We start from the raw sequence: 23,201 nt of genomic DNA on the forward strand, positions 1-23,201 counted from the left end.
AAACGATGAAAAAACTATTTTTATTTAATAAATACCTAATAGCATTACTATTTATCTTTACGGCTACATCGTGCTCGGAATGGTTGGATGTTAATACCGACCCCAATAACCCCGCCACTATGGAGCCCGAAAATATTTTGCCCGTAGCACAAACATCTGTTGGAGGTACTATAGGGGCCGATTTTGCTATTGTTGCCGGCTTATGGTCGCAGCACTGGACACAATCGAATGTTAGCTCGCAATACAAAACATTAGATGCCTATAGTTTAGTGCCTGCCGACTATAACTCTGCTTGGAACGAACTATATGCCGGAGGTCTTAATGACCTTGAATTAGTAAAAAAAGGTGCTGCCGAAAAAGGCAACTGGAATCTTTACCTGCAAGCTGTTGTAGTACAAACCTACGGCTTTCAAATACTGGCTGACTTTTTCGATAAAATTCCTTATAGCGAAGCCCTTAAAGGCCTTGACAATATACAACCAAAATTTGACGACGGCCAAAACGTCTATGCTGGTTTAATTGCCGCAATTGACGAAGCATTAGGCAAAGATTTTGATGCAACAAGCAACGCCTATGTTAAAACCGATTTAGTGTTTGGAACTGGCGACCTTGGCTCGCAAATTGACAACTGGAAAAAGTTTGCCAATACCTTAAAACTTAAAATGTACTTGCGTCAAGCAGAAAGTGCTAATAAAGCTGCTGCCATGAGTGCCATCTCGGCAATGATGACCAATGGAACACAATTTTTAGATACCCACGCTGCCATAACTCAATTTATTGACGAGGCAAGCCGCAGTAATTTTTTGTACGAAAACAATATACGCCAACTTAACGTTGCAACTAATCTTAGAATGAGCCGTACTATTGAGTCGTTTTTAAGTGCAAACGGTGATTTTGGCCGAATGGATGCTTACTTTGCGCCTGGTAATGCCGGACAATATGGTTTAGAGCAAGGCGATTACGAAGCCCCAACAACTACAACACCCGGCGCTAGGGTAAGCACCGTTATTTTAAGCCCAACCGATGCTTTTTATTTTATTAGCTACGACGAGTCGTTATTTTTACAAGCCGAAGCCCGTTTGCGTATGGGCCAAGATATTAGCTCACTTTATAATGAGGCTGTTACTGCGGCCTATGCTAAATTTGGTATTGCTCCTCCAGCTGGCATCTTAGATGCAGGTGGCGCTTATGCTTACCCTTCGGGTGGCTCGGATGCTGATAAGCTAAAAGCCCTTATGACCCAAAAATGGGTGGGTATGTTTAAACAAGGCTGGGAAGCTTTCTTCGACCAAGCACGCACAGGCTACCCCAAAATCTCGCCTGTATCAGCAACCGACCCCGCTTATGTTCCTGGCGAACTTGTATATGCTAAAAATGGCGTAACAGGTGGTAAATTCCCTAAACGTTTGTTGTATCCATCGGCTTCAAGTGATGTTAATACCAATACACCCACCGGCGAAACTATTACTGATAAAGTATGGTGGATGCCTTAACCAATTTTTGTTTTATTAATTAAACTAAACTAAATTAAATTTAACATAATGAAAAATATCAAATTTAGTTTTGGCGTGGTTTTGGCATTTGCACTCGTTTTTTTATCGAGCTGCGAAAAGGAAAAAACTACGGCCAATCTTTCAACCATTACTTATTATCCGGTAATTACCCTTAATGGCGACCAATGGAACGAAATTGCTGTTGGTGGTTCGTTTACCGACCCCGGAGTTGTTGCCAAAGAGGGCGAAACAGAAATTTCGGTTACAACAGAGGGCACAGTTGATGTTAACACCCCCGGTGTTTACACCATTAGTTACACCGCAGTAAATAAAGACGGTTATTCTTCTACCGATTACCGTTATGTTGGCGTTATTGACCCTGCTGTAGCTGGCCAAGATATGTCAGGCGCCTATAAACGGAACGCTGGCGCACAGGGTATTGCTACGGTGTCAAAAATATCCGGAAACTTGTTTTACTCTAACAATGTTGGCGGTGTTGCAGTCCCCAATCCAAGTATAGGCGTATTCTTTTATTATTATGCACCTGGCAAAATAGATGTGCCATTCCAAAATACACCTGGAAACGCTTTCGAGTGTACCAACGAAAGTGTTGAGTTAGGTGTGAATTTTAAATGGGTAGTAATTAATTCGGGTTATGGTGCTGCTCTTCGTACTTTTATTAAACAATAAACTAAAAAAGTAAAAATGAAAAAATCAATATTAATAGTATTATCATTAATAATTTTTAGCTTAACGTCGTGCGACTTAACCACCGAGCCAGAAATTACGGGCACCAACACTCAGGCAATGGCTGGCGAGTGGGTACTTGACTTGTTTGACGAAGCAGGTACGCACCTTGCAGGTCAGGGCTTAATGACAACAACAAACACCGCTGCTAATACTGCCTCGGAAATGTGGTTAATAGACCACGACTTTTTTGGCATGCAATTTAAAGCAAGCACCGACCAGAATGCTAAAACTATGTCATCATCAAAAGCGGCTAATATTGAATTTGCCCCTGGCGATGCCCCCGACCCCAGCGTAGTAGTACCTTTGGGCGAAACCACCGAATCGGTAAGCGCGGTGCCTGAGTTTGTTACCATTAGTGGTGGCATTTTATCTGGCGCAGCCCACCCACCATCGGGCACAACTACCGATAGCATGAGGTTTACTATTACTGCTATTTACAGATCAGAAATTTATACTGCTTCATCGTACGATATTAGCGCCGAAACTGGCGATACAACTGTAGTATGGGGCATAACCAGTTCAAGCGAACTACCCGACGGGCCTTATGTTATTCAAGGACACCGCCGCACTGGTTTTTTAGAAGATGAACCACATTAGTGTTTCGTTTATTAGTTGCTGGTAACTAATAAAAAATATCGCCCAACCGTTTGTAGCTATTCTATTTAGCATAAGCGGTTGGGTTTTTTAATTTATGCCCATTCCAAAACACTAAACCCTATTAACTATAATATTGAGAAAGCCGTTCTTTGCTTAAATTGTTAAAGCATATAACTAATAACAAGGTGTTAGCTAATTTGCCAAAATTGTCATCTTTTGCCGTACAAACGCGGCTATACTATTAAGTGCCTCTTCGGCTTCTGGAATAATTGGCCAAAAAAACTGCCATACATGCGGCATATCGTCCCATATTTCGAGTTTTATATCATTGCCAGCCTTCCGGGCTTTTTTGGCAAAACTAAGCGAATCATCTAACAATACTTCGGCAGTGCCAACCTGTAAAAGTAAGGGCGGTAACCCTTCTAAATGGCCATACAACGGCGAAACATAGGGGTGCTGAACTTTTTCGTTGTTAGCATAAGATTTGCCCCAAGTTTTAATTTCGCTCCCAATGAGCATGTAATCTATATCGTTATTTTCGGTAACCGAATTGCCCGAGCCTGTTAAATCTGTCCAAGGCGACAAACAAACGCCCAAGGCCGGAAGTGGCAAATCGTAGTCGCGCAGGGCTAAGAGCGTAGCTAATACTAAGCCGCCACCTGCCGAGTCGCCCGCCAAAAAAATATCTTCCGGATGATACCCTTTTTCTAACAGCCACTCGTAAGCCGTTAAAGCATCGTTTAAGGCAGCAGGGTAGGGGTTTTCGGGCCATAAACTGTAATTAAGGCCAATTGCGCCTATCCCTAATTTTGAGGCCAAACGCGATATTAAGGAGCTATGCGTTTGATACGAGCCAAATGCGTAGCCGCCACCGTGTAAATACAGCATCACCACATCTTTATCGGCAAATTGTGGTTTAAAATATCCGGCCTCCATACCCTTAATTTTTATAGGAGTTATCGTTACGCTTGATGTAGATGGTAACCGCGAAGTAGCTAATTCTAAGGCTTTCCGGATGAAAAAAATGTCTTTATGTTTGTTTTGGCTGGTCATTAAATATTGCCCCAACCTTAAATAACGTTTAACTATATAACTGCGAAGACTTGGCATTATTTTGTAGCGATTTATTTTTGCTTAAAGATAAGACTAAGTTTGCAAGCAAAATTAACAAAATAATAGACAGATGCCTTAATTTTATACAAATAGTACTTTAAATTAGAAATTACCGCCTGAAATTAGGGTAAAATAGTACTGGTTTTGAGATAAACCGTAGTGTGCTCAATAAAACTTAGAACATGATGTCAATTTTATATTTTTTAATTAGTAGTGCCCAATTTCTGGAAAAGGTTAATGCATCGGGAGGTTCTCAAATCTGGCAATAAACAACAAAAAAATAATATAGAAGTAAATACTATTCAAGTCCTTCCTCCTTGGAGTTAGGTGCAGCTTCCAATCCGAGTAAATAACCCACCCTGCGTGCCATAGAAGATTAACCCACCCCTGCACCCCGCCGAGGAAGGGAAGGTGCAAAATCAAGCTAATTCTTTAATCATAAATACGATGAATTGAGCCTGCCGAAATTTCATCATTCAAGGCAATTTTTTTACCCAAACACATACAACTTAAAATAAATGCCGTAAATTGCCGCCGTATTTAACCATATAACCGCCGTTTGCTATGATTTTTAACGCTTCCCCCTGCACCGGCACCTCCCGCGCTTTAAGCAAGTGCTGGGGTAAATACTAGGCCCGTAGCTCACCGCCTTGTATTTGCCCCTAATTCCCCCTTCCGGAAGATTAACCCACCCCTGCGCCCCTCCAAGGAGGGGAAATTGCGAAATCAAACCAATTTTTTAACTCAAAAAAACTCATTTTAAAATGAAAACATTTTTTCTTAATTTTGTAGGCTTTATACCTACAACAGCCCAACAGCCCAACAGCTAATAATATTTTTAAACCAACAAAGGTAATAATTATGGCGCTACTATTTATATTTAGTAGTGTGGGGGTGCGGGGGCAAAATTTATGTGACGCTCTTAACCCTATTGTTTTAGCCAGCGATAACTGCGATGATGGCAACCTTCCCGATTGTTATTGTTCAAACGCCCCTCAAGGCCCTTATTATTTTAGACTACATATTTTTATTGTTACCGACGATGATGGCACTCACAATGTAAACCTTACACATATACCCATTATGGTCGAAAATTTGCAACGTGCATTTAACAAACATAATATTTATTTTCTTTGGAATTGCGAGTTAGAATTTTGCTCCAACCATAACATATATTTAAGTGGTGCAACCGGTGCAAGTACGGGATTCTTAAATGCTATTTGTGGCCATCAAGATGGCATTAATATTTTCGTGGGAGATGAAGAAAGCCCCGACCCCAATGACCCATGGATTTGTATTGGCAATGGCAATGGAGGAGTAGCAGATAATATTCCAGGTCGCGCCATACATGTATCGGGTAAAAAATGCCTTTTTACTGGCGACCCCAACCCAACCGACCCCGTTGTACTTACATCTACTGTACCCCATGAAATGGGGCATATTTTCGGGTTACACCATGTAGTTTTGGCAAATAATTGCACCCAAATTTTAGAAAATACAGACTGCCAAACATCTTGCGATTTTGTATGCGACACCCCTTTTGGCGATGCCGCTTCCAATTTTCCGGATTGTGTATCAACTTGGCCACTTTTACCAACAAACTCGAATATAATTAATTTTATGTCGTCCAACTCACACCACCAATGTAGAAATATATTTACCCCCGAACAAGGCGTGCGTATGCGTTGTATTATAAACGAATACCTTAATGAACCTAACATTAATTTTGAGCAAAGGTTAATACCTTTACCGCTACTTACTACAACCAATATTACCACAAATACAGTTTTCAATACCAACCAAGTTATGAACGGAAATATAGTAATAAACAGCGGTAGCGAGTTAATAATCGAAAACTGCACCATACAAATGCCTTGGAACGCTAAAATAGTTGTTGAGCGCAATGCTAAACTTACCCTTAATAACGCCTATTTAACAGCGGCAACTTGCAGCGAAGAAACCGAGTTGTCAAACCCTTTTTGGCAGGGTATCATTGTTAAGGGTGGCATTGGGCAACAAACAGCCAATAATGGGTTAAACAACCCTTTCCATTGTGGTATTATGCGTAGCTACAACAATAGTGTAATTGAAAAAGCGTTGGTCGGCATATCAGCTATTACAACTTTTGAAGAAACAACACCAGGATTATTGACCATTAGTCAAACAAATTTTATTAACAATGGCAATGGCGTTTTAATGTCGGCATTTTTAACCCCCACTACTACAGCAAGTAGTTTCCAAGATTGTATTTTTGTTGATAACCACCATTTAACACCCAATACCAACGGTATTGTTAGCTTTTTTACCCATAGAATATTATTAAGCCGATGCCGTTTTACAGGGTTTACCCAAAGTGGTATTTTAGGCGTTAACTCAGGCATTGAAATTGAAGGAGGAACAATTTTTGATGATAATAATTTTGGTATAGATATGAGCAATTTTATCTTAGGCACCTCAACAACCTCGTGGCTTAAATTTACCGGAAGCGAATTTCAGCGACACCTTTTCGACCACAACACCAGCGCGCATATACGCTTAGATAATACAATTGGTGTTATGCCCGATAATTTTACTCGAGGAGCCTTAATTCGGTATGCCGACTTTATGGGACCAGCACCCGGAATATTTATCTGCAACCCTTTTTTTTATCTAATTGAAGAGTGCAGTTTTGAAACAGAAAATATGCCCGGAATTGCCGGATGCAGTAGTGGGCAGCCCGGCGATTTTCAACGATTTGCATTGTGCAACGCCTTTAATAATTGCGACCGAGCCATTACCTTTTTTGGCGAAAACAGAGACGTAATTTTGTGGTCGAACAATTTCACCAATAATAATACCGATTGGTCGATAAGTTCTTATACCGATTTCGCACAAACCCCACCCCTTACTACCTTAGGGGCTATCTATAAATATCAAGGATCGCCCGGACAACCCGCCGGCAACTGCTTTAGCAACCCAATAATAAACGCCGATATACAAGCACTCCAAGGCGAGGTAGTACCTTTTAAGTACTATTACGAAGATGTAACGCCACCGCCACCTTGTATTATACCCATAACACCCGGCGATTATAATGTTCACCAAACAATTGGCAACTTGTATGTATGCGATCAAGGCGCAGGTATTGTATATACAAACAACGATTTGCAAAACCAACAAACTGTGGTTAATAATTTAACGGCATTGGTTGCCGCCAACCCGCAAAATGAGGATTATGTAGCACAGTTGGCAGCAGCAGAACTACTATATAGCCAAATTTTGCAATTTTTAATTGGCGAAGCCATAATGCAAAACAACTATGCACTTGCCGAAACCTACCTACTTGCCGAACCCCCCACCCTTGCCAATCAATGGCTATTATATGGCATACAAGTTGAGGCAGGTAACTACCAAAATGCCTCCAGCACCCTGGCTGCTATGCCCAATACCCCCAACTATATGCTGGGGGTTAAAACCATGCAAAACTGGTATTTAAACTGGCTACAAGATACAACAGGGGTGTTAACCTTAACCCCCTTGCAAGATTCGACCCTAACAGCAATGGCAAACAGCCCACATATTGCGTTAGATGCGTCAATGGCACAAGCGTTTTTGCGCTATTTTAAAAACGAGTATTACCCATTGCAAATGCCTCCAATGCCATTACAAAATGCTAAAGCCAACCCCGCCCAAAACCATGGTATTGCACAAACCAATGGGCTATATATATACCCAAACCCTGCTGCTAATAAACTGAATATTAGCTTGCAAACTATAAATAACACAACTAACGAAGTGTTACAACTGCATATAGTAAACCTATTGGGGCAAATGGTGTATCAAATCCCGGTTTTAAACAACAATACCTATTTTACTATAAACACTACTAATTTACAACAAGGCATGTATTATGTACAAGTACTTGGCTGCAACAGCGTTTTAGCCCAAAGCAAACTCGTTATTAATCGTTAAATCCGTTATTTACCCAAGCTCATAGCCTTAACACAATAACTGTGTAAGGCTATGAGCTATTTTACACTACAATATTTTATGAATACAAAGAACATTTTTTTGACTATTATATACTTTTTAGCAACCACTAATGTAAATGCGCAAATTGGCTACTCTAAAGTAATTGATGGCTTTGAAAACTACACAGATTTCGCAAGAATAATAACATTACAACCTGATGGCTTGCTGATAGGATGCCAGTTAGATAAAGGTTGGGACGGCACTTTTGGGTTATTAAAAACCGATTTTGATGGAAATAAAATTTGGAGCAAATATTATAATCCCGAACTTGATCCCTTATTATCCGACTATTTTGAAAAAAATGACAAACTGTATATTACCACCGAATGTCCCTACCCCCATAGTTTAGATGTTTGGATTGTATGTGCCGATGCCCAAACTGGCGATACTTTATGGACAAAGACCCTAATAGACACCACCTATAATAATTATACCTACAACATTATACCCACCCTTGACGACGGAATATTAATAACGACTAATAAAAGTGCAGGAGATGGTTTTAACAGTATTTGTGGCTAATAAAAACCGATAGTTTGGGCAATACTTTATGGGACACCTTGGCTGGCACTAAACATATTTCATTTTCTAACCCCATGTCCACAATTCAATTGCCCGATAGCAGTTTTATGGTGTCGTTTATGGGTTGGAAACTACCTAACCCTTGGAATGACGATGGCTACCATGGTCTAATTAAAGTAGATAAAAATGGTAAAGAACTATGGACGCGGTTTTATGAGAAAATAATTGGACCACCAATAAATTACTTCAACGATATGATTGCCTTAGCCGATGGCAATATATTAATAGTAGGTGCGCGTAACAAGGCATTTTTAATAAATGGTCATTATACAAGTGGCTTGTTTAAAATTGAACCTGAAAAGGGCGATACACTTCAAACAGCTATAGTAGGCGATTATTTTGGCGACATTTACGATATAGCCCTATGCGCCAATGGCGATATTATATGTGCCGGTCGTGTTGCACTATTTCAATACCCCAATCAACCAAAGGAATTTACTTATGGTGGGTGGATTTATAGGGTAACGCCAAATTTAGAATTGGTATGGGAACATTATATTTATGATGTAGGTAAAGCAAGCGAAAATGAGTTGTATAGCATCATCGAGGCCCCCGATGGCAGTATATACGCTGCTGGGTTTGCTGATACAAAATTGGTGTTTTCTACCGAAACATGGATAGTAAAGCTCTCCGCCGATGGCTGTATAGACGATTATTTAACCTGCAATGAAAATCTTCAAATATACACTGCCATTTCCCCACCGCCAAAACAGGGGGTTTCCCCCTCGTTGAGGGCGTTAGGGGGCGTAAGCACCAACCCCGCCCACCAAACCGCTACTATAAACATCAACCACAACTACACCCATTTAATACACCAAGGCGAAACCCTTGAAATTTTTAACACACAAGGGCAGTTGGTAAAAACTATTCCTTTATCCGGATTAGAAACTACCACCTTTACCACCGCCAACCTAATATCCGGCATCTATTACTGCCGCCTTCAAAACCATCCGGAGATAGAAGGCGTTAAAATGGTGGTGTGGTAAATTTTTTAGGTGGAGGGGCATCCTGCCCCTTCTAAAACTCTGTAAACAATGGGTTGAGTCTGTCGAAATTTCATGGCGTGGATTAGAAAGAGAATAATGCTACCACCTTCGGGGTAGTTTTTACTTGGTTTGTTTGAAATAGTTCACCCCTTCGGGGTTTAGCTGCCGCATGCGCAACCATCCGGAGATTGAAGGGGTTAAACTCCTGCTCTATTAATTCCCCCCCGTGGGGGGACGAGGGGGAGTTTTTCTCCTCCTTAGGAGGGGCAGGGGTGGGTTTCGCCCACCGCCCCCGACCAATAGCTACTATACCCCAACCCTTAAAAAAATGACAGCAGCAGTATTGCAATAGTATTACCTGCTGGCAGCAGCACCGCGCAGTTTAGGTTATACAATGTGCTGGGGCAAGTGGTATGGCAGCAAACCATAAAAGGCAGTATAACGCAGTTGGCAATACCCGCAAATATAGCCAATGGCGTGTATTTTGCGCGCATAACCAATACCCAAACAGACCTCAAACAACGCTATCTCCTAGCGCGATAAATGCAAACTATAAGCCAATTTTTCTTAAATAGTCCAAAATAAACCTATAAGTTTCCGGAAAAGCATTATAAAATTAATGATAGAATGTGTTTTATAAATGGAAACAAAAACAAGAGGGGACTACCTAAACTAATTGGACTACTACTTTTTCACTTTAGTATTAATTTTGACTTAACCCATTAATTTAGGCAACTTTATAGAATAAAAACCGATTAACCCTCCGGATAAATATTTTAAACGTATTTTTGCCGAATAAACTTTTTTATAGTTCAAAAGTAATTCTCTTTAGAAGCTACATTTTATAATTATTACATGATAGATTTAGAGTTTAATCGCAACGAAGATGCTTTAAAATTGGCCACCTCAGAAGTAAAACAACGCCTCTCTAAAATAGCGCTTGGCGGCGGTACTAAGCAAATCGAAAAATTGCATAAACAAGGCAAATTAACAGCCCGCGAACGTATTGCATTGCTAATTGATAAAGATAGACCATTTACCGAAATTGGCGCTTTTGCTGGCTACGAAATGTATGCCGAGCAAGGCGGATGCCCCGCAGGTGGGGTAGTGGTGGGCTTAGGTTACGTGTCAAAAAGGCTTTGTGTAATTGTGGCAAACGATGCAACAGTAAAATCGGGAGCTTGGTTTCCGATAACGGCCAAAAAAAATTTAAGGGCGCAAGAAATTGCCATGGAAAACCACCTGCCAATTATTTATTTGGTTGATAGTGCCGGCGTATTTTTGCCCATGCAAGACGAGGTCTTTCCGGATAAAGAGCATTTTGGGCGCATCTTCCGGAATAATTCTATTATGTCGGCTATGGGAATTTTACAAATTGCAGCCATCATGGGCAGTTGCGTAGCCGGAGGTGCCTATTTGCCAATTTTAAGCGACGAAGCCCTAATTGTAGATAAAACCGGCTCGGTGTTTTTGGCTGGCCCCTATTTGGTAAAGGCTGCTATTGGCGAGAACGTAGATAGCGAAACCCTTGGCGGCGCCGAAATGCACAGCGAAATATCGGGGGTTACCGATTACCGGATGCCAGACGACCAGACTTGCCTTAAAACTATCCGGAATTTAATTTCGCAGCAGGGGCATCCGGAGAAAGCCGGTTTTGACCGCTTCGAAGCGCAACCTCCGGCATTGCCCGCAACCGATTTGTATGGTATTTATCCTGAAAAAGGCGCGAAACCTTACAAAACTATCGAACTTATAAAACGGTTGGTCGATAAGTCGGAATACATCGAATATAAAGCCGGATATGGTCGTACAATTACCTGCGCATATGCCCGCATTGATGGCTGGGCGGTAGGCATTGTAGCCAATAACCGCGAAATAATCAGAACCAAAAAGGGAGAAACACAAATTGGCGGTGTAATTTACAGCGACAGTGCCGACAAAGCGGCAAGATTTATAATGATTTGTAACCAAAAACGTATTCCGTTGGTTTTTTTACAAGATGTAACCGGATTTATGGTGGGCAGCCGCAGCGAACAAGGTGGTATAATAAAAGATGGCGCTAAAATGGTTAATGTTATGTCGAACTCGATAGTGCCAAAATTTACCGTTATTGTGGGCAACTCGTATGGGGCAGGCAATTACGCAATGTGCGGTAAAGCCTACGACCCGCGCCTTATTGTGGCCTGGCCAACAGCAAAAATTGCCGTTATGGGCGGCGAACAAGCGGCAAAAACATTGCTGCAAATACAAGTAAGTAGTCGCAAAGGCAAAGGCGAAGAAATAACCGAAGCCGAACAAGCCCAGTTATTGCAACAAATTACCGAGCGTTACCAACGGCAAACTACGCCCTATTATGCCGCCGCTCGCTTATGGGTTGATGCTATAATTGACCCCCTAGAAACACGGCAAATTATTTCGATGGGTATTGAAGCGGCCAACCATGCCCCCATAACCCAACCTTTTAAAGTTGGCGTGTTGCAAACCTAATTTTTGCCAAAACAAACATTATTTGAAGGCAAATTTTTTAATTTCAGAACTAATTTTACCGGGAAATGAATTGTACTAAAAAAAATAGCCTTGTCAGTTGTAACATTTTTATAGTATAGGGGTCTAAATGACAAGGTGGGCTACGCCCCTCTTAAACTACAAATTTGATTACAAACATAAATTATTTTATATAATGAAAAATTTATTTGCAGCTTTGGTTTTAATAGCCTTGTTGGTAAGTGCTTGCTCGAAAGTTCCTTTAACAGGGCGCAGACAGTTTAATTTGGTACCCGATGCCACTTTAAACCAAATGAGTTTTGATGCTTACCGTGACGTTTTAAAAGAAAGCAAAATTATGAATACCGGCGGCGATGTTACACTTGTAAAACGTGTAGGTAACGATATTGCCGCGGCAGTAGGCACTTACTTGCGCCAGCATAAACTTTCGAAATTGGCCAACGAGTTTAAATGGGAGTATAATGTTATTGACGATGCCTCGCAAGTTAATGCCTTTTGTATGCCGGGCGGTAAAGTTGCCGTTTATTCGGGTATTTTGCCGGTAGCAAAAGATGCCAATGGCCTTGCCGTTGTAATGGGGCACGAAATTGCCCACGCTGTTGCAAGGCACGGCAACGAGCGCATGAGCCAGGGCTTGGTACAGCAATTAGGTGCTGTGGGCTTGGCCGTTGCACTAAAAGATAAACCCCAGCAAACGCAACAATTATTTATGTCGGCATACGGTTTAGGCTCGCAGGTAGGCATATTATTGCCTTTTTCGAGGAAACACGAAAGCGAAGCCGACGAGCTTGGCCTTACTTTTATGGCTATGGCGGGTTATAATCCGGCAGCATCGGTAGATTTTTGGTCGCGCATGAGCAGTAAAGGGGGCGGCGCGCAGCCTCCGGAGTTTTTAAGCACCCACCCAAGCCATTCTACACGCATTAGCGACCTTAAAAAACAGTTAGCCAAGGCGCAAAAAATTTACGATGGCGCACCTAAAAAAGAAAACACCTCGCTAAGCGGTTCGGCGGGCAATACGCCCAGCAATGACGGTGGTGGCGGCACTACAACCGGGCGGTGGAAAAGCAAAAACCAAAAATCCAGGCGGTAGCACGGGCGGCGGCGATACCCCTTCAACGCCAAGCGGTAATACCAATACAGGTGGCGGTACTGGTGGCGGGCGTACGGGCGGAAGCACTACTAACGCTAACCCAAGTGGCAAAACCAGTGGCACCACAACCAACCCCGGAGGAACCAATATGCCAACACCTAATAAAAGCGGTAAAACCAAAGCTAAAACAAAAACAAAACCCGGCGGAAATTAAATAAGCACCAATAAGTATTGTTTAGTTTGCCAAGATGTGCACAACTGCCCTTAGTGCCAAAATCTGTTTGTAGATTTTGCCATTTAGGGCAGTTTTTTTAGGCTACAAACAACAGAGGCAGGTAGTTGCGTGCTTATGCGGGTATGTATTTTTATCCGGAAAAGGCAGTTGAAGGGCAGTAAAATCCGGAAGAAAATAAATTTTTCCTTGAACAAGGCGATGGACTATTAAAAAAATGTATAATTTTTATTTTTATTCGAAGGTTATTTTATCAATTTCCTTCATTAGTCTGCTGGTTTCTGTTAAGGCAACAATTATTTTTTGATAGTGTAAAATACCTTCAAATTCGAGTTTACGACCTTTGCGGTCTTTTAGCCATTTTTGGGCGGGTTGGTAGCCACCAATGAAAAAGCTCCATGCACGCAAAGGTACTTGAGCAAAATATTGGGTTTCGTTTATGTAAACATCGCCTTGAGGTTGATGAGTAATTTTATTTTTATGAACCGGAATGTATTTGATTGCACTTATATTATTATTGCCATCTATTGGGTATTGGGTAATATAATTTTCTACTACGGGGCTTTCTAATAAATGAATTTGGCGTATTTGCGAACCAAGGTTAACAAGCTGCCAAAACACGTTTTTATCTTTGGGGTAGGGCACCCGCGGAAAATCTATTTTTAGAAATTCTTTGTATTTTTCTCTGTATGTTGGGCTGTGTAAAACAGCATAGATATAGTCTAAAATATCTATTGGGGCAAAAGTGTTTTCGGTTGTTTCTTTTTCGCTAGTAAAACTTAAGCCTAATTTAGCTGCTATTTGCTTAACGATTTCTGCATTGAGGTTGGGCTGTCTTTCTGTTGTTTGCTCAATTGTTTGCTGACCTTTGGTTTCCGGATAAAGGTACAGAGGGGAAATATAGTCGCCACCTTGCATTCCAGGTCTTGACCAACTCCTAAAATCAATAATATTTAAAGTTACCATTATTGAAACTGAACTTAGTTCTGCATTTCCAAGTTTATATACTAACCCTACATTTTCACCACGCAAGAAATGTTGCATTACTTCTGTTCTTGGATAACAATGAAATCCTTTAGACTTACCGGTATAATATGTCCATTTTTCATCAAATGGTCGGTAAGAAATTTTTGCAAACTGCCCTCTATTTGGGTAATTACCCTTCAAATCTTTCTTAGCAAAGTCAACCTGCCAATCTCTAACATCTTTTCCTAATTTAAATCGAATACGAGCTGTTTCATCGTCTAAACTTAAAAATTCCTCTATAGTTTGCTGAACTTGCTCTTTTGTTTCATGAATTGTAAATCCATCTCTTGCTGTAACTATTCCGACGCTATTTACCGGAAACAACTCATTTACTTTAAACCCTGAATTATAATCTTTTAGGGTATCAAAATCTTTGCTTACCATAAAGTAGTTGGGTTGGGTCGGTTGCAAATTGTTCCATGCAATAGATTTTAAACTGTTTTCGCTTAAAAAATTGTATTTATCTTCCCGTTTTCCGTAGAGGTCAAAATGTAAAACTTTTCCTAATTCATTGGTTTTTTTCGTACCTGTTTTTACAAATACGTTTATAGAAACGCCTTGCATAATATCAAACACGTTTTGGTCGGCATTCCCATCTGGGGTTGTTTCTTTTTTCTTGCTGTTTCCGTGTAAATCTATGGTGTAAATTTTGTCGTAAGTTTTTAATAAATGCCAACGCATACCTCTAAAAGTTGGGTTGTCTAAAAAGCCGTGCGGGTTTATGAATGCTAAAATTCCGGTTCCGTTTTTTTCTATAAAATGTTGTCCGTAGCGCAAAAATTTTACATAATCGTCATTAATCCATTTAGGGTTTTTTTCTTTCAGTTTTTCTTTTCCACCTGGCTCTTTTTTATAATCTTCCATTAGGCTCATAATCCATTCGCCTTTATTGGCACTTTCGCCGCTATACGGTGGGTTTCCAATAACACACATTACGGGGGTATCGCGTTTAATGTGGTTGGCTTCGTTGGCTTCGGTACTTAGCCAGTTGGCAAACAGGGTTCCGGTGTCTTGGTGGTATTCTTCTAAACTGTTGGTTAAGTAAACCCTAAAGCGTTGGTTGGTGGTTGGTTTGTAGCCGGTTTCGGTTAAAAGCAAATCTAATTTAAGGTGCGCCATGGCATAACTTGCCATAAGCAATTCAAACCCATTAAGGCGTGGCAGTAAATGCGTTTCTACGTAATTGCTCCAAATGCCTTGTTGCCCTGCAAATTTTTTGTGTATGTGTTTTACTACTTCTGCCAAAAAGGTGCCGGTACCGGTGGCGGGGTCAAGAATTTGCACTTTATGCACTTCTTGCTCTGTTTTTTTTCCTTGTACGGTTTTTTCAATTTTTGTTTTGCTGGTGTCTGCCAAGCCTTGTGGCAAATCGAATTCGGTTTTTAACAGATCGTCAACGGCACGAACAATAAAATTTACAACTGGTTGTGGGGTGTACCAAACGCCGCGGGCTTTGCGCAGTTTTGGGTCGTATTCGCTCAAAAAAGTTTCGTAAAAATGAATAATTGGGTCTTCTAATTTGGTAGCTTTGCCGTAGTTTTTCAAAATTTCTTCTACGTTGCAGGCTAAAAATATTTCAATCAAACTGTCAACAATCCATTTTATGCGGTCGTCGAGGTCGGGTCCGGCAATATAGCCAAATAGTTTGCGTAAAAATGGGTTTGATTTGGGGATGAGTTCTGCGGCTTCGTGTCGGCTAAAAGTGGGTAAAGTTGGGTCGTGCAGCCTTGCTGCAAACATACCGTAGGCAATGGTTTGGGCATAAACATCGGCAAAGCCTTGCGGGGTAATATCGTGAATTAAGATTTGTTGAAACGCTTTCATTTGGTCTTTAAGCGTGCTATCCTCTTGGTTGGTTTCGTCGCTTGTCAAAGCCTTTTCAATAATATCAGAGAGAAGGCGGGCTTTACCTGCCATCATTTCTGCTAATTTTTTTGAGCTTTTAATGGTTTGCCCAATGTGGGTACAAAAATCTTTAATAAGGTTTTCGAAGTTGGCAAAATTTTGGGGCAGTGGTTTTATGCCTTTGTTGGTAATTTCTGCAATGGAGATTTTGGTTACAAACTCGCCATCTCTGTAAAGATGAAAGTTTAGATAGTCGGTAAAAATCAAATTGTTTAACGAGGCTTTGTACCGATCAAACTGTTCTTTGTTTCCGGTTTTTTTTGCTCCTTCAAGGTCTTTGTCGCCAATGTCTTTAGCTTCGATAAACCCTACGGGAATATCTTTTTTTGTTAAAATGTAGTCGGGTGCTCCGCAGCTTTGCCTTTTAGGTTCGTTGGTTGCCCTTATTGTTGGCACTAAATTTTCTAATAACTGTTGCAGGTCGCCGCGGAAAGTATGTTCGGTGGCATTGCCAAGTAAATACCGTTTATTTATATTGTCAAGGTATTGGTTTAAAGTCATACTGGTTTTTGTAGGGTTAGTTTTGGTTTGGATATAGCTAATTAAATAATATAATATTGGGGTAAAACTACATTTAAAAAATTGTTTAATTTAGGTAAAGTTGTGCCCTGCCATACAAAGAACAAAACGCAACTACCCTGCCGCGGCAATAAACTGCGTAATTAGTTGTATTAATGGCAGCACATCGGGGTTAAAAAGGTCGTGGTCGCTGTTGGGTAGGGTAGCGGTTTGTATGGTGGGCAATAGTTCTTTTAGGTAAGCGCCGTCATCGGGCGGAAACATGGCCCCTTCTTTGCCGCCCGACAGGTATAGAATAGGGCAGGGGAGGGCTAACAAATCGGGAACTAACATAATGGGTTCTGCACCACTTTGGGCAACGATGCCGTTTACTGCGTGTTGGGGCATTTGATTATTGGGGTTTGCTAACACTCGCTCGGCCCATTCGGGGCTAAGAGGCGGGTAAATTGGTGGATAGTCGCCTACTATAAGTCCTTTTGCGTGGTTGCCAATATTAGCGGCTGCCCTAATGGCCATAGCGCCGCCCATAGAAAAGCCAAAGATAAAACATCCGGAAATATTGAAGGCGGTAATGGCTGCATTTATATCGCTAACTTGATGCTCAAAAGTATAGCTGTCGGTGTTTGGCGAGTCGCTTTTACCTCTTCCTCTTATGCTAACAATTAGGTGCGGGTACTGCAACTGGTTTTTTAAGTCGTCGGCCAAGTCGTTGGCGCTATTGGTCATGCCTGGCACCATTATTAATGGCGGTTTGTTGTTGGCGGTAGCGTTAAAATTGGCAGTAATTAGGCATTGAATTTTTACGCCTTGGTTGTCAATAAATTGTTCGGTGTAGGTGGTCATTTTAAAAAGTTTTTGGTTGATGGCTGGTGGCTAATGGCTAATGGCTGTTAGCTTTTAGCTGATGGCTGTTAGCTTTTAGCTGATGGCTGATGGCTGATGGCTGATGGCTGATGGCTGATGGCTGGTGGCTAATGGCTGATGGCTTTTGGCTGGTGGCTGGTGGCTAATGGCTAATGGCTGTTAGCTTTTGGCTGGTGGCTTTTGGCTGGTGGCTTTTGGCTGATGGCTGATGGCTGTTAGCTTTTGGCTGATGGCTGTTAGCTTTTGGCTGATGGCTGATGGCTTTTGGCTGATGGCTGATGGCTTTTGGCTGATGGCTGATGGCTAATGGCTAATGGCTGACTGGCCTCAAAAATAGGTTTTTTTCTTTCAAAAATGGCAAATTTGGTTAGAAAGGGTTTAGATTCAAAAATCAGAGGCTATTTATTTTAGGAAAGATTATTGCAAACGGCTAATTATTAAATGGTTGAGCAGCGGTAAAATATGTTTTCTTTTCTATATCCGGAAATTAAACTACCCGGATAATAATGCCTCCTGGCCATTTTTTTATCCGGAAACTAAAGGGGCAATATCATTTTTGTTCGTTTTTAGGATTAATTTTTAATTTTGTTGAATTGTGTTCCCATTATGAGATAAAAAAATGGAACTATTTACTTCTTTTATTGTAATTTTGCTGCAAATATATTTATTGGTTAAGTTTAAAATGTATGAAAGTGTTATATAAAACGGATTTGGATGGAAACGGTGAGCTGAGCACGGCAGCTTTAAAAAAAAGTGAACCCCCAAAACAGGAATTGACTGATGCCGAGAAACAACAAATTTTTGAGGAGGAATTTTATCCACATTTGCAATCGGTGTATAATTTTGCTTATCATTTAACGTTTAATGAAGCCGATTCGAAAGATTTAATGCAGGAAACCTTTTTAAAAGCGTATCGCTTTTTAGATTCTTATGCTAAAGGAACTAATGCGCGCGCTTGGTTGTTTAAAATTTTACGCAATGCCTTTATTAACGAACATCGGCGCCGCGATAAACAACCTACTTCTGTAGATTACGACGAAATTGTACAACGCCACGAGGGCGATGATGTAACTGATAATAATTTTGAAGTGCGCAGCGAGGCAGTAACAGGCCGTGTTGGCGATGAGGTAGCACAAGCCATAAACGCACTTCCGGTAGATTTTAGAACGGTAGTTTTACTTTGCGATATTGAAGGATTTACTTACGAAGAGATTGCCAAAATTATTGACATTCCAATTGGTACGGTACGCTCGCGTTTGCACCGCGCCCGCCACGAACTTAAGAAAAAATTATACCATTACGCCCAAAAACAAGGTTATATATTAGATGAACGCGAATAAATAATTCTTTTTTAAAATTGAGACCTCACTTTATTATTATTTTGACCTGACCATTAAACTTTTATGTTATTTTATCGTCAAACTCTCTTTTTACTATGGAACAAAGAAACTAACTAACCAACTAACAAATTAGAAGTACAACGATAGCACAGCACAGCAACTTTGCTTATATTAATTTTCCTTATTTAATTAGCTAACTAACATTTCCACCATAAAAAAATGAAAAGTCGTTTTTCTGGCAGCAATTCGCCAACTGGCCATAATAACTCCGTTGAAGGTAGCGATGCCCGAACGCAACAAGGCACAAAAGCCGTAGTACATGCAACCATAGTAACACAGGCAGTACTTACGAAACAAAAACGCCACGCACCCTCATCGCGTAAAAATAGTTTTAAACAATTTTTGGCCAACAATTACACGCGAAAACACTGCAATAACGACGTTGTTGATTTTATAAAGCGTAGTATTATAGATGCTGCCAATATTGATGTTATTGACCCGATTAATTAATTAATTTTGGCTGCTGGCTTTTGGCTGCTGGCTTTTAGCTGCTGGCTATTAGCTTTGGCTGATGGCTTTTAGCTGATGGCTTTTAGCCTTTAGCATTTGTTTTTTTGCTTTTATGTTTTACACATTTAAAGGCTTTCAACCCGTAGTACACCCAACGGCCTTTGTGCACCCACAAGCCGTAGTTACGGGTAATGTTATTATTGGCAGCCATGTTTATGTTGGCCCTGGTGCGGCTTTACGAGGTGATTGGGGAGGCATTGTAATTGAAAATGGCTGTAATATTCAAGAAAATTGTACCGTTCACATGTTTCCGGGCGTAGTAGTGCGCCTGCACGAAGGAGCGCATATCGGACACGGTGCTATTATACACGGTGCCACCGTTGGGCGAAACGTATTGGTTGGCATGAATGCTGTTGTTATGGATAATGTGATTATAGAGGAAGAGTGCATAATTGGCGCTTTAAGTTTTGTGCGCGAAGGGATGTTTATTCCACGCCGGAGTTTGGTGGTAGGTAATCCGGCTAAAATTATTAAACAGGTAACCGACGAACAACTGCAATGGAAAACCGCCGGCACTCAATTATATCAGCAATTGCCCAGCGAATGTTATGCTACCCTAAAACCCTGCCAGCCACTTACCGAAATACCAAAAAATCGCCCAAACCAAGAAGTTTTATATCAAACATGGCAAACAATAAAAAAACATAACGATTTGATATAATGTACTTTGCCTTTCTTGATTTTTTATTTAAAGTTGCTTAGCATCTTAACTTTGGACTGAAGAAAAACGTATCTAATTAACAAAGACAGCAAAAAAAATCCGGAATAATTATAGCTGCACAATATCCATTTGTGTTAAACGCCATAAAAAAACGGCAAACCTTGTTTTGTTTTATCAATTTATCCCGTAAATCATCCTCTCATACAGAAATCAATACATTCACTTATCTTTGTGCCAATTATTATTGGTTCTAAAAAAACACACTATGCCCAAAAAAAAGCCACAAGATGGCAAACCACAGGTTAATAGTGCCCTCGAGGGGTATGAGATTCGAATTAACGAGTTCGGCGAAATTATTTCAAGTATTCCGTTTGATCAATTAACCAAGTTTTTAGACCAAAACGTTGAAGATAAAAAACTGCGCGAACGGGAAACTAATCCGGAAGGATATCTTGAAAATAAACCAGTAAAAGCAAAATCAAACCGGAAACGCAAATCTAAACCCAAGCCAAAACATAAAACTTTGGAGGCTGAAATTTCCCAGTCTAACGAACCCGAAACGCATACCGACACTAATTAATCTCAACAACAAATATATTATAAACAAGGCATGAATACGGATATGCAGCTAAACACAATATCGCTTAAACGCCCAATACGAGTTTTGGTCGCCAAAGTTGGTTTGGACGGCCATGACCGGGGAGCAAAAATTATAGCTGCTTCTTTGCGCGATGCTGGCATGGAGGTTATTTATACCGGTTTACGCCAAACCCCCGAAATGGTGGTAAATGCCGCCCTGCAAGAAGATGTTGATATTATTGGTATCAGTATATTATCTGGAGCGCATAATACAGTTTTTCCGAAAGTATTACAATTAATGGAGCAAAACGGTTTAAATGATGTATTACTTACCGGAGGTGGAATTATTCCGGAAGAAGATGCTCAATTATTATATGAAATGGGGGTAGGTAAACTTTTTCAACCCGGAACCGATATGCGCGAAATTGTTCGTTATTTAAAAAACTGGGTCGAAACGAACAGGTCGTTTTAGGGTTTCTTATAAAATTATCATTGTTGCATAAATAGGCAAGCCTTTGCTCTATAATGCTGTTTTTGCAAAAACGGCATTATATTTGGGGTAGTATAGTTACATGCTTTATTTTAACTCCCAATCTTAATTTATTAAGGTTTACGGGGACTATTTTTTAACAAAATTATTGCCTATAGTAAAATAAGCAAAATATTGCCCTAATAATTAACCTGTTATATTATTTAATAACGAATTAGGGGTATTATTTTTTATTAAAGTTATCGACTACTACAAGTTTTGCCGGCAAATGAAAAGATGAATAATATTTGTTTTTCCGGCAAATTAACTACCCCAAAATGAAAAAAATTTGGCCTGTATTTGCCTTAATATTTATAACTTCGTTAATAACAACATTTGTTAATAATTTGTTGTTTAGAGACATCACCATAATAGCCACACCTCCAGAGATGCATGGCTTGCCAGTTAAATTTCCGGATAATGAAGAGAATATACCACCTGACGTGTTTTCAAATAATTTTTATAAATCGTTTAGGTGGGCAGCCCAAATTGCTTCAACATCGGTGGTGCATATTAAAACATCGAGTTCAAAAATACAAACATCTTAGAAGACGATTTGGGCGAAACAAGGTCGTGGAGTAGTGGAGCTAAAAAAACAAAATCTACCATTGGCTCTGGGGTAATTATCAGCAGCGATGGATATATAATTACTAACAATCATGTACTACAACGCGATGGTTTTATTGAAATTACCTTGCCCAACAAACAAGAACGCAGGGCAGTTGTTGTTGGCGTAGATGAGGAAACCGATTTGGCGTTGTTAAAGATTGATGCCTTTAATTTAAAACCCATGCAGTTTGGCAATTCTGACTCGACATATGTTGGCGATTGGATTTTGGCGGTTGGCAGCCCGTTTAACCTTCGCACAACGGTAACTGCAGGCATTGTAAGTGCAAAAGACCGGAAAATTGAAAAGAACAAATCTGGTAAAAATACCGGATCGTATATTCAAACCGATGCAGTTGTAAACCCGGGAAACAGTGGCGGTGCGTTGGTAAATTTGCGTGGCGAACTGGTAGGAATTAATACGCTTATTGCCTCAACAACAGGCACTTACGATGGCTATGCTTTTGCAATTCCGGTAAATGTAGTAGTTAAAGTAGCTGCCGATCTTAAAACTTATGGTGTAACAAAACGCGCATTTTTAGGGGCTAATTTTTTAGATATTGATCAAGAGCTGGCACTACGTCTGTCTTTACCAAGTTTAAGTGGTATATGCGTTGAGTTTGTGAACCCAAACGGGGCGGCAGCCGAAGCCGGGCTGCGAAAATGGGACGTAATCACCGAAGTTCAAAATTATCCGGTTATAAATGTAGCACAACTACAACAGCGTTTATCCCAGTTCAACCCCGGCGATGTCATAAACTTAACCTACCTTCGCGATGGCCGGGAATATTATTGCGATATGTTATTAAAAAACCAAAAAAATAATACCGAAAAAATAACTTCGGATGCCAATATATTAGATCAATTAGGCGCTGACTTTTACGAATTAGAATTAAACGAAGCCCGGAAAATAGGGCTTCTGCATGGTGGTATTAGGGTAAGCAATATTTCGAGGGGGTTATTGCGCAAATATACACCTATGCGCGAAGGGTTTATTATTACCAATATTGATGGAAAAATAATAAGATCGGTCAGAGAGTTGGAAGCAGCCTTAGGCGAAGCAAAATCAACAAAGAAAAAGGCTAATATTGAGGGTATTTACCCGCCCAGCAGCACTACCAACAATAAAAACGCCATAAGCAAAGCTACACAAGTATTTTATCTGCTAAACTTAAACTAATTGGTACGTCAAGAAAATATTTATAGGAGGCGACGGCCGATAGAAAGATAGGCTACTAAA

The 23,201-nt window shown here is 40.5% G+C and carries 20 protein-coding genes; 17 read left to right on the forward strand and 3 right to left on the reverse strand.

From position 1 onward, the window contains the following. The first annotated feature begins 5 nt into the window (after window positions 1-5). The 3 genes from IPI59_09035 to IPI59_09045 are packed head-to-tail and all read left to right on the forward strand — an operon-like array spanning window position 6 to window position 2,840. The gene (locus tag IPI59_09035; protein MBK7527677.1) at window positions 6-1,493 is read left to right on the forward strand and encodes a SusD/RagB family nutrient-binding outer membrane lipoprotein; all 1,488 of its coding nucleotides are present in this window, start codon (window positions 6-8) and stop codon (window positions 1,491-1,493) included. 48 nt (window positions 1,494-1,541) lie between these two features. Continuing rightward, window positions 1,542-2,183, forward strand: a complete 642-nt coding sequence (locus IPI59_09040; GenBank protein MBK7527678.1) for a DUF5011 domain-containing protein — start codon at window positions 1,542-1,544, stop codon at window positions 2,181-2,183. A gap of 15 nt (window positions 2,184-2,198) precedes the next feature. Further along, window positions 2,199-2,840 carry a hypothetical protein gene (locus IPI59_09045; GenBank protein ID MBK7527679.1) on the forward strand — a complete coding sequence of 214 codons (642 nt, stop codon included), beginning with the start codon at window positions 2,199-2,201 and terminating at the stop codon, window positions 2,838-2,840. A 192-nt stretch (window positions 2,841-3,032) separates the two neighbouring features. Here IPI59_09045 and IPI59_09050 read toward each other — a convergent pair whose 3' ends face one another. Next, window positions 3,033-3,950, reverse strand: coding sequence for an alpha/beta hydrolase (locus IPI59_09050; GenBank protein MBK7527680.1), 918 nt, complete (start codon window positions 3,948-3,950; stop codon window positions 3,033-3,035). Between the two features lie 864 nt (window positions 3,951-4,814). On the opposite strand from IPI59_09050, the gene IPI59_09055 reads away from it, so the two are divergent. The 7 genes from IPI59_09055 (at window position 4,815) to IPI59_09085 (ending at window position 13,344) form a co-directional block, all read left to right on the forward strand. Then, complete coding sequence (locus tag IPI59_09055) at window positions 4,815-7,904, forward strand: T9SS type A sorting domain-containing protein (GenBank protein ID MBK7527681.1); 3,090 nt, start codon at window positions 4,815-4,817, stop codon at window positions 7,902-7,904. Window positions 7,905-7,982: 78 nt separating this feature from the next. Continuing rightward, complete coding sequence (locus IPI59_09060; GenBank protein ID MBK7527682.1) at window positions 7,983-8,486, forward strand: hypothetical protein; 504 nt, start codon at window positions 7,983-7,985, stop codon at window positions 8,484-8,486. Between the two features lie 14 nt (window positions 8,487-8,500). Continuing rightward, window positions 8,501-9,532, forward strand: a complete 1,032-nt coding sequence (locus IPI59_09065) for a T9SS type A sorting domain-containing protein (GenBank protein MBK7527683.1) — start codon at window positions 8,501-8,503, stop codon at window positions 9,530-9,532. A gap of 342 nt (window positions 9,533-9,874) precedes the next feature. Next, complete coding sequence (locus IPI59_09070) at window positions 9,875-10,075, forward strand: T9SS type A sorting domain-containing protein (protein MBK7527684.1); 201 nt, start codon at window positions 9,875-9,877, stop codon at window positions 10,073-10,075. Window positions 10,076-10,390: 315 nt separating this feature from the next. Beyond that, entirely contained in the window at window positions 10,391-12,019 is a 1,629-nt protein-coding gene (locus tag IPI59_09075; GenBank protein ID MBK7527685.1) for an acyl-CoA carboxylase subunit beta, read from the forward strand. 193 nt (window positions 12,020-12,212) lie between these two features. Then, window positions 12,213-13,130: a M48 family metallopeptidase gene (locus tag IPI59_09080; GenBank protein ID MBK7527686.1), complete on the forward strand. Its 918-nt coding sequence runs from the start codon at window positions 12,213-12,215 to the stop codon at window positions 13,128-13,130. Then, the gene (locus tag IPI59_09085) at window positions 13,075-13,344 is read left to right on the forward strand and encodes a hypothetical protein (GenBank protein ID MBK7527687.1); all 270 of its coding nucleotides are present in this window, start codon (window positions 13,075-13,077) and stop codon (window positions 13,342-13,344) included. Before IPI59_09080 ends, IPI59_09085 begins: the two co-directional genes overlap by 56 nt. Before the next feature lie 252 nt (window positions 13,345-13,596). On the opposite strand, the gene IPI59_09090 is transcribed toward IPI59_09085, so the two are convergent. Further along, window positions 13,597-16,794, reverse strand: coding sequence for an N-6 DNA methylase (locus IPI59_09090; protein ID MBK7527688.1), 3,198 nt, complete (start codon window positions 16,792-16,794; stop codon window positions 13,597-13,599). 132 nt (window positions 16,795-16,926) lie between these two features. After that, window positions 16,927-17,655, reverse strand: a complete 729-nt coding sequence (locus tag IPI59_09095; protein ID MBK7527689.1) for an alpha/beta fold hydrolase — start codon at window positions 17,653-17,655, stop codon at window positions 16,927-16,929. 707 nt (window positions 17,656-18,362) lie between these two features. Here IPI59_09095 and IPI59_09100 point away from each other — a divergent pair. From IPI59_09100 to IPI59_09130, 7 genes are all read left to right on the forward strand, one after another. Then, window positions 18,363-19,016: a sigma-70 family RNA polymerase sigma factor gene (locus tag IPI59_09100; GenBank protein MBK7527690.1), complete on the forward strand. Its 654-nt coding sequence runs from the start codon at window positions 18,363-18,365 to the stop codon at window positions 19,014-19,016. Between the two features lie 219 nt (window positions 19,017-19,235). Then, entirely contained in the window at window positions 19,236-19,526 is a 291-nt protein-coding gene (locus tag IPI59_09105; protein MBK7527691.1) for a hypothetical protein, read from the forward strand. 112 nt (window positions 19,527-19,638) lie between these two features. Continuing rightward, on the forward strand, window positions 19,639-20,247 hold the full coding sequence (locus IPI59_09110; GenBank protein ID MBK7527692.1) for a transferase hexapeptide repeat family protein: 609 nt from the start codon (window positions 19,639-19,641) through the stop codon (window positions 20,245-20,247). 265 nt (window positions 20,248-20,512) lie between these two features. Then, the gene (locus IPI59_09115; GenBank protein MBK7527693.1) at window positions 20,513-20,827 is read left to right on the forward strand and encodes a hypothetical protein; all 315 of its coding nucleotides are present in this window, start codon (window positions 20,513-20,515) and stop codon (window positions 20,825-20,827) included. Window positions 20,828-20,869: 42 nt separating this feature from the next. Then, window positions 20,870-21,298, forward strand: a complete 429-nt coding sequence (locus IPI59_09120) for a cobalamin B12-binding domain-containing protein (protein MBK7527694.1) — start codon at window positions 20,870-20,872, stop codon at window positions 21,296-21,298. 335 nt (window positions 21,299-21,633) lie between these two features. Continuing rightward, on the forward strand, window positions 21,634-21,903 hold the full coding sequence (locus IPI59_09125; protein MBK7527695.1) for a hypothetical protein: 270 nt from the start codon (window positions 21,634-21,636) through the stop codon (window positions 21,901-21,903). Between the two features lie 8 nt (window positions 21,904-21,911). Next, window positions 21,912-23,141, forward strand: a complete 1,230-nt coding sequence (locus IPI59_09130) for a trypsin-like peptidase domain-containing protein (protein MBK7527696.1) — start codon at window positions 21,912-21,914, stop codon at window positions 23,139-23,141. Window positions 23,142-23,201: the final 60 nt, after the last annotated feature.

This window comes from Sphingobacteriales bacterium (genome assembly GCA_016706405.1).
Lineage (GTDB): Bacteria > Bacteroidota > Bacteroidia > Chitinophagales > UBA2359 > BJ6.

Excerpts from the sequence above, each read along its gene's own strand:
- IPI59_09035 (MBK7527677.1), top strand. The coding sequence starts at position 6 with ATGAAAAAACTATTTTTATTTAATAAATACCTAATAGCATTACTATTT.
- IPI59_09040 (MBK7527678.1), top strand. The coding sequence starts at position 1,542 with ATGAAAAATATCAAATTTAGTTTTGGCGTGGTTTTGGCATTTGCACTC.
- IPI59_09045 (MBK7527679.1), top strand. The coding sequence starts at position 2,199 with ATGAAAAAATCAATATTAATAGTATTATCATTAATAATTTTTAGCTTA.
- IPI59_09050 (MBK7527680.1), bottom strand. The coding sequence starts at position 3,950 with ATGCCAAGTCTTCGCAGTTATATAGTTAAACGTTATTTAAGGTTGGGG.
- IPI59_09055 (MBK7527681.1), top strand. The coding sequence starts at position 4,815 with ATGGCGCTACTATTTATATTTAGTAGTGTGGGGGTGCGGGGGCAAAAT.
- IPI59_09060 (MBK7527682.1), top strand. The coding sequence starts at position 7,983 with ATGAATACAAAGAACATTTTTTTGACTATTATATACTTTTTAGCAACC.
- IPI59_09080 (MBK7527686.1), top strand. The coding sequence starts at position 12,213 with ATGAAAAATTTATTTGCAGCTTTGGTTTTAATAGCCTTGTTGGTAAGT.
- IPI59_09090 (MBK7527688.1), bottom strand. The coding sequence starts at position 16,794 with ATGACTTTAAACCAATACCTTGACAATATAAATAAACGGTATTTACTT.
- IPI59_09095 (MBK7527689.1), bottom strand. The coding sequence starts at position 17,655 with ATGACCACCTACACCGAACAATTTATTGACAACCAAGGCGTAAAAATT.
- IPI59_09100 (MBK7527690.1), top strand. The coding sequence starts at position 18,363 with ATGAAAGTGTTATATAAAACGGATTTGGATGGAAACGGTGAGCTGAGC.
- IPI59_09105 (MBK7527691.1), top strand. The coding sequence starts at position 19,236 with ATGAAAAGTCGTTTTTCTGGCAGCAATTCGCCAACTGGCCATAATAAC.
- IPI59_09110 (MBK7527692.1), top strand. The coding sequence starts at position 19,639 with ATGTTTTACACATTTAAAGGCTTTCAACCCGTAGTACACCCAACGGCC.
- IPI59_09115 (MBK7527693.1), top strand. The coding sequence starts at position 20,513 with ATGCCCAAAAAAAAGCCACAAGATGGCAAACCACAGGTTAATAGTGCC.
- IPI59_09120 (MBK7527694.1), top strand. The coding sequence starts at position 20,870 with ATGCAGCTAAACACAATATCGCTTAAACGCCCAATACGAGTTTTGGTC.
- IPI59_09125 (MBK7527695.1), top strand. The coding sequence starts at position 21,634 with ATGAAAAAAATTTGGCCTGTATTTGCCTTAATATTTATAACTTCGTTA.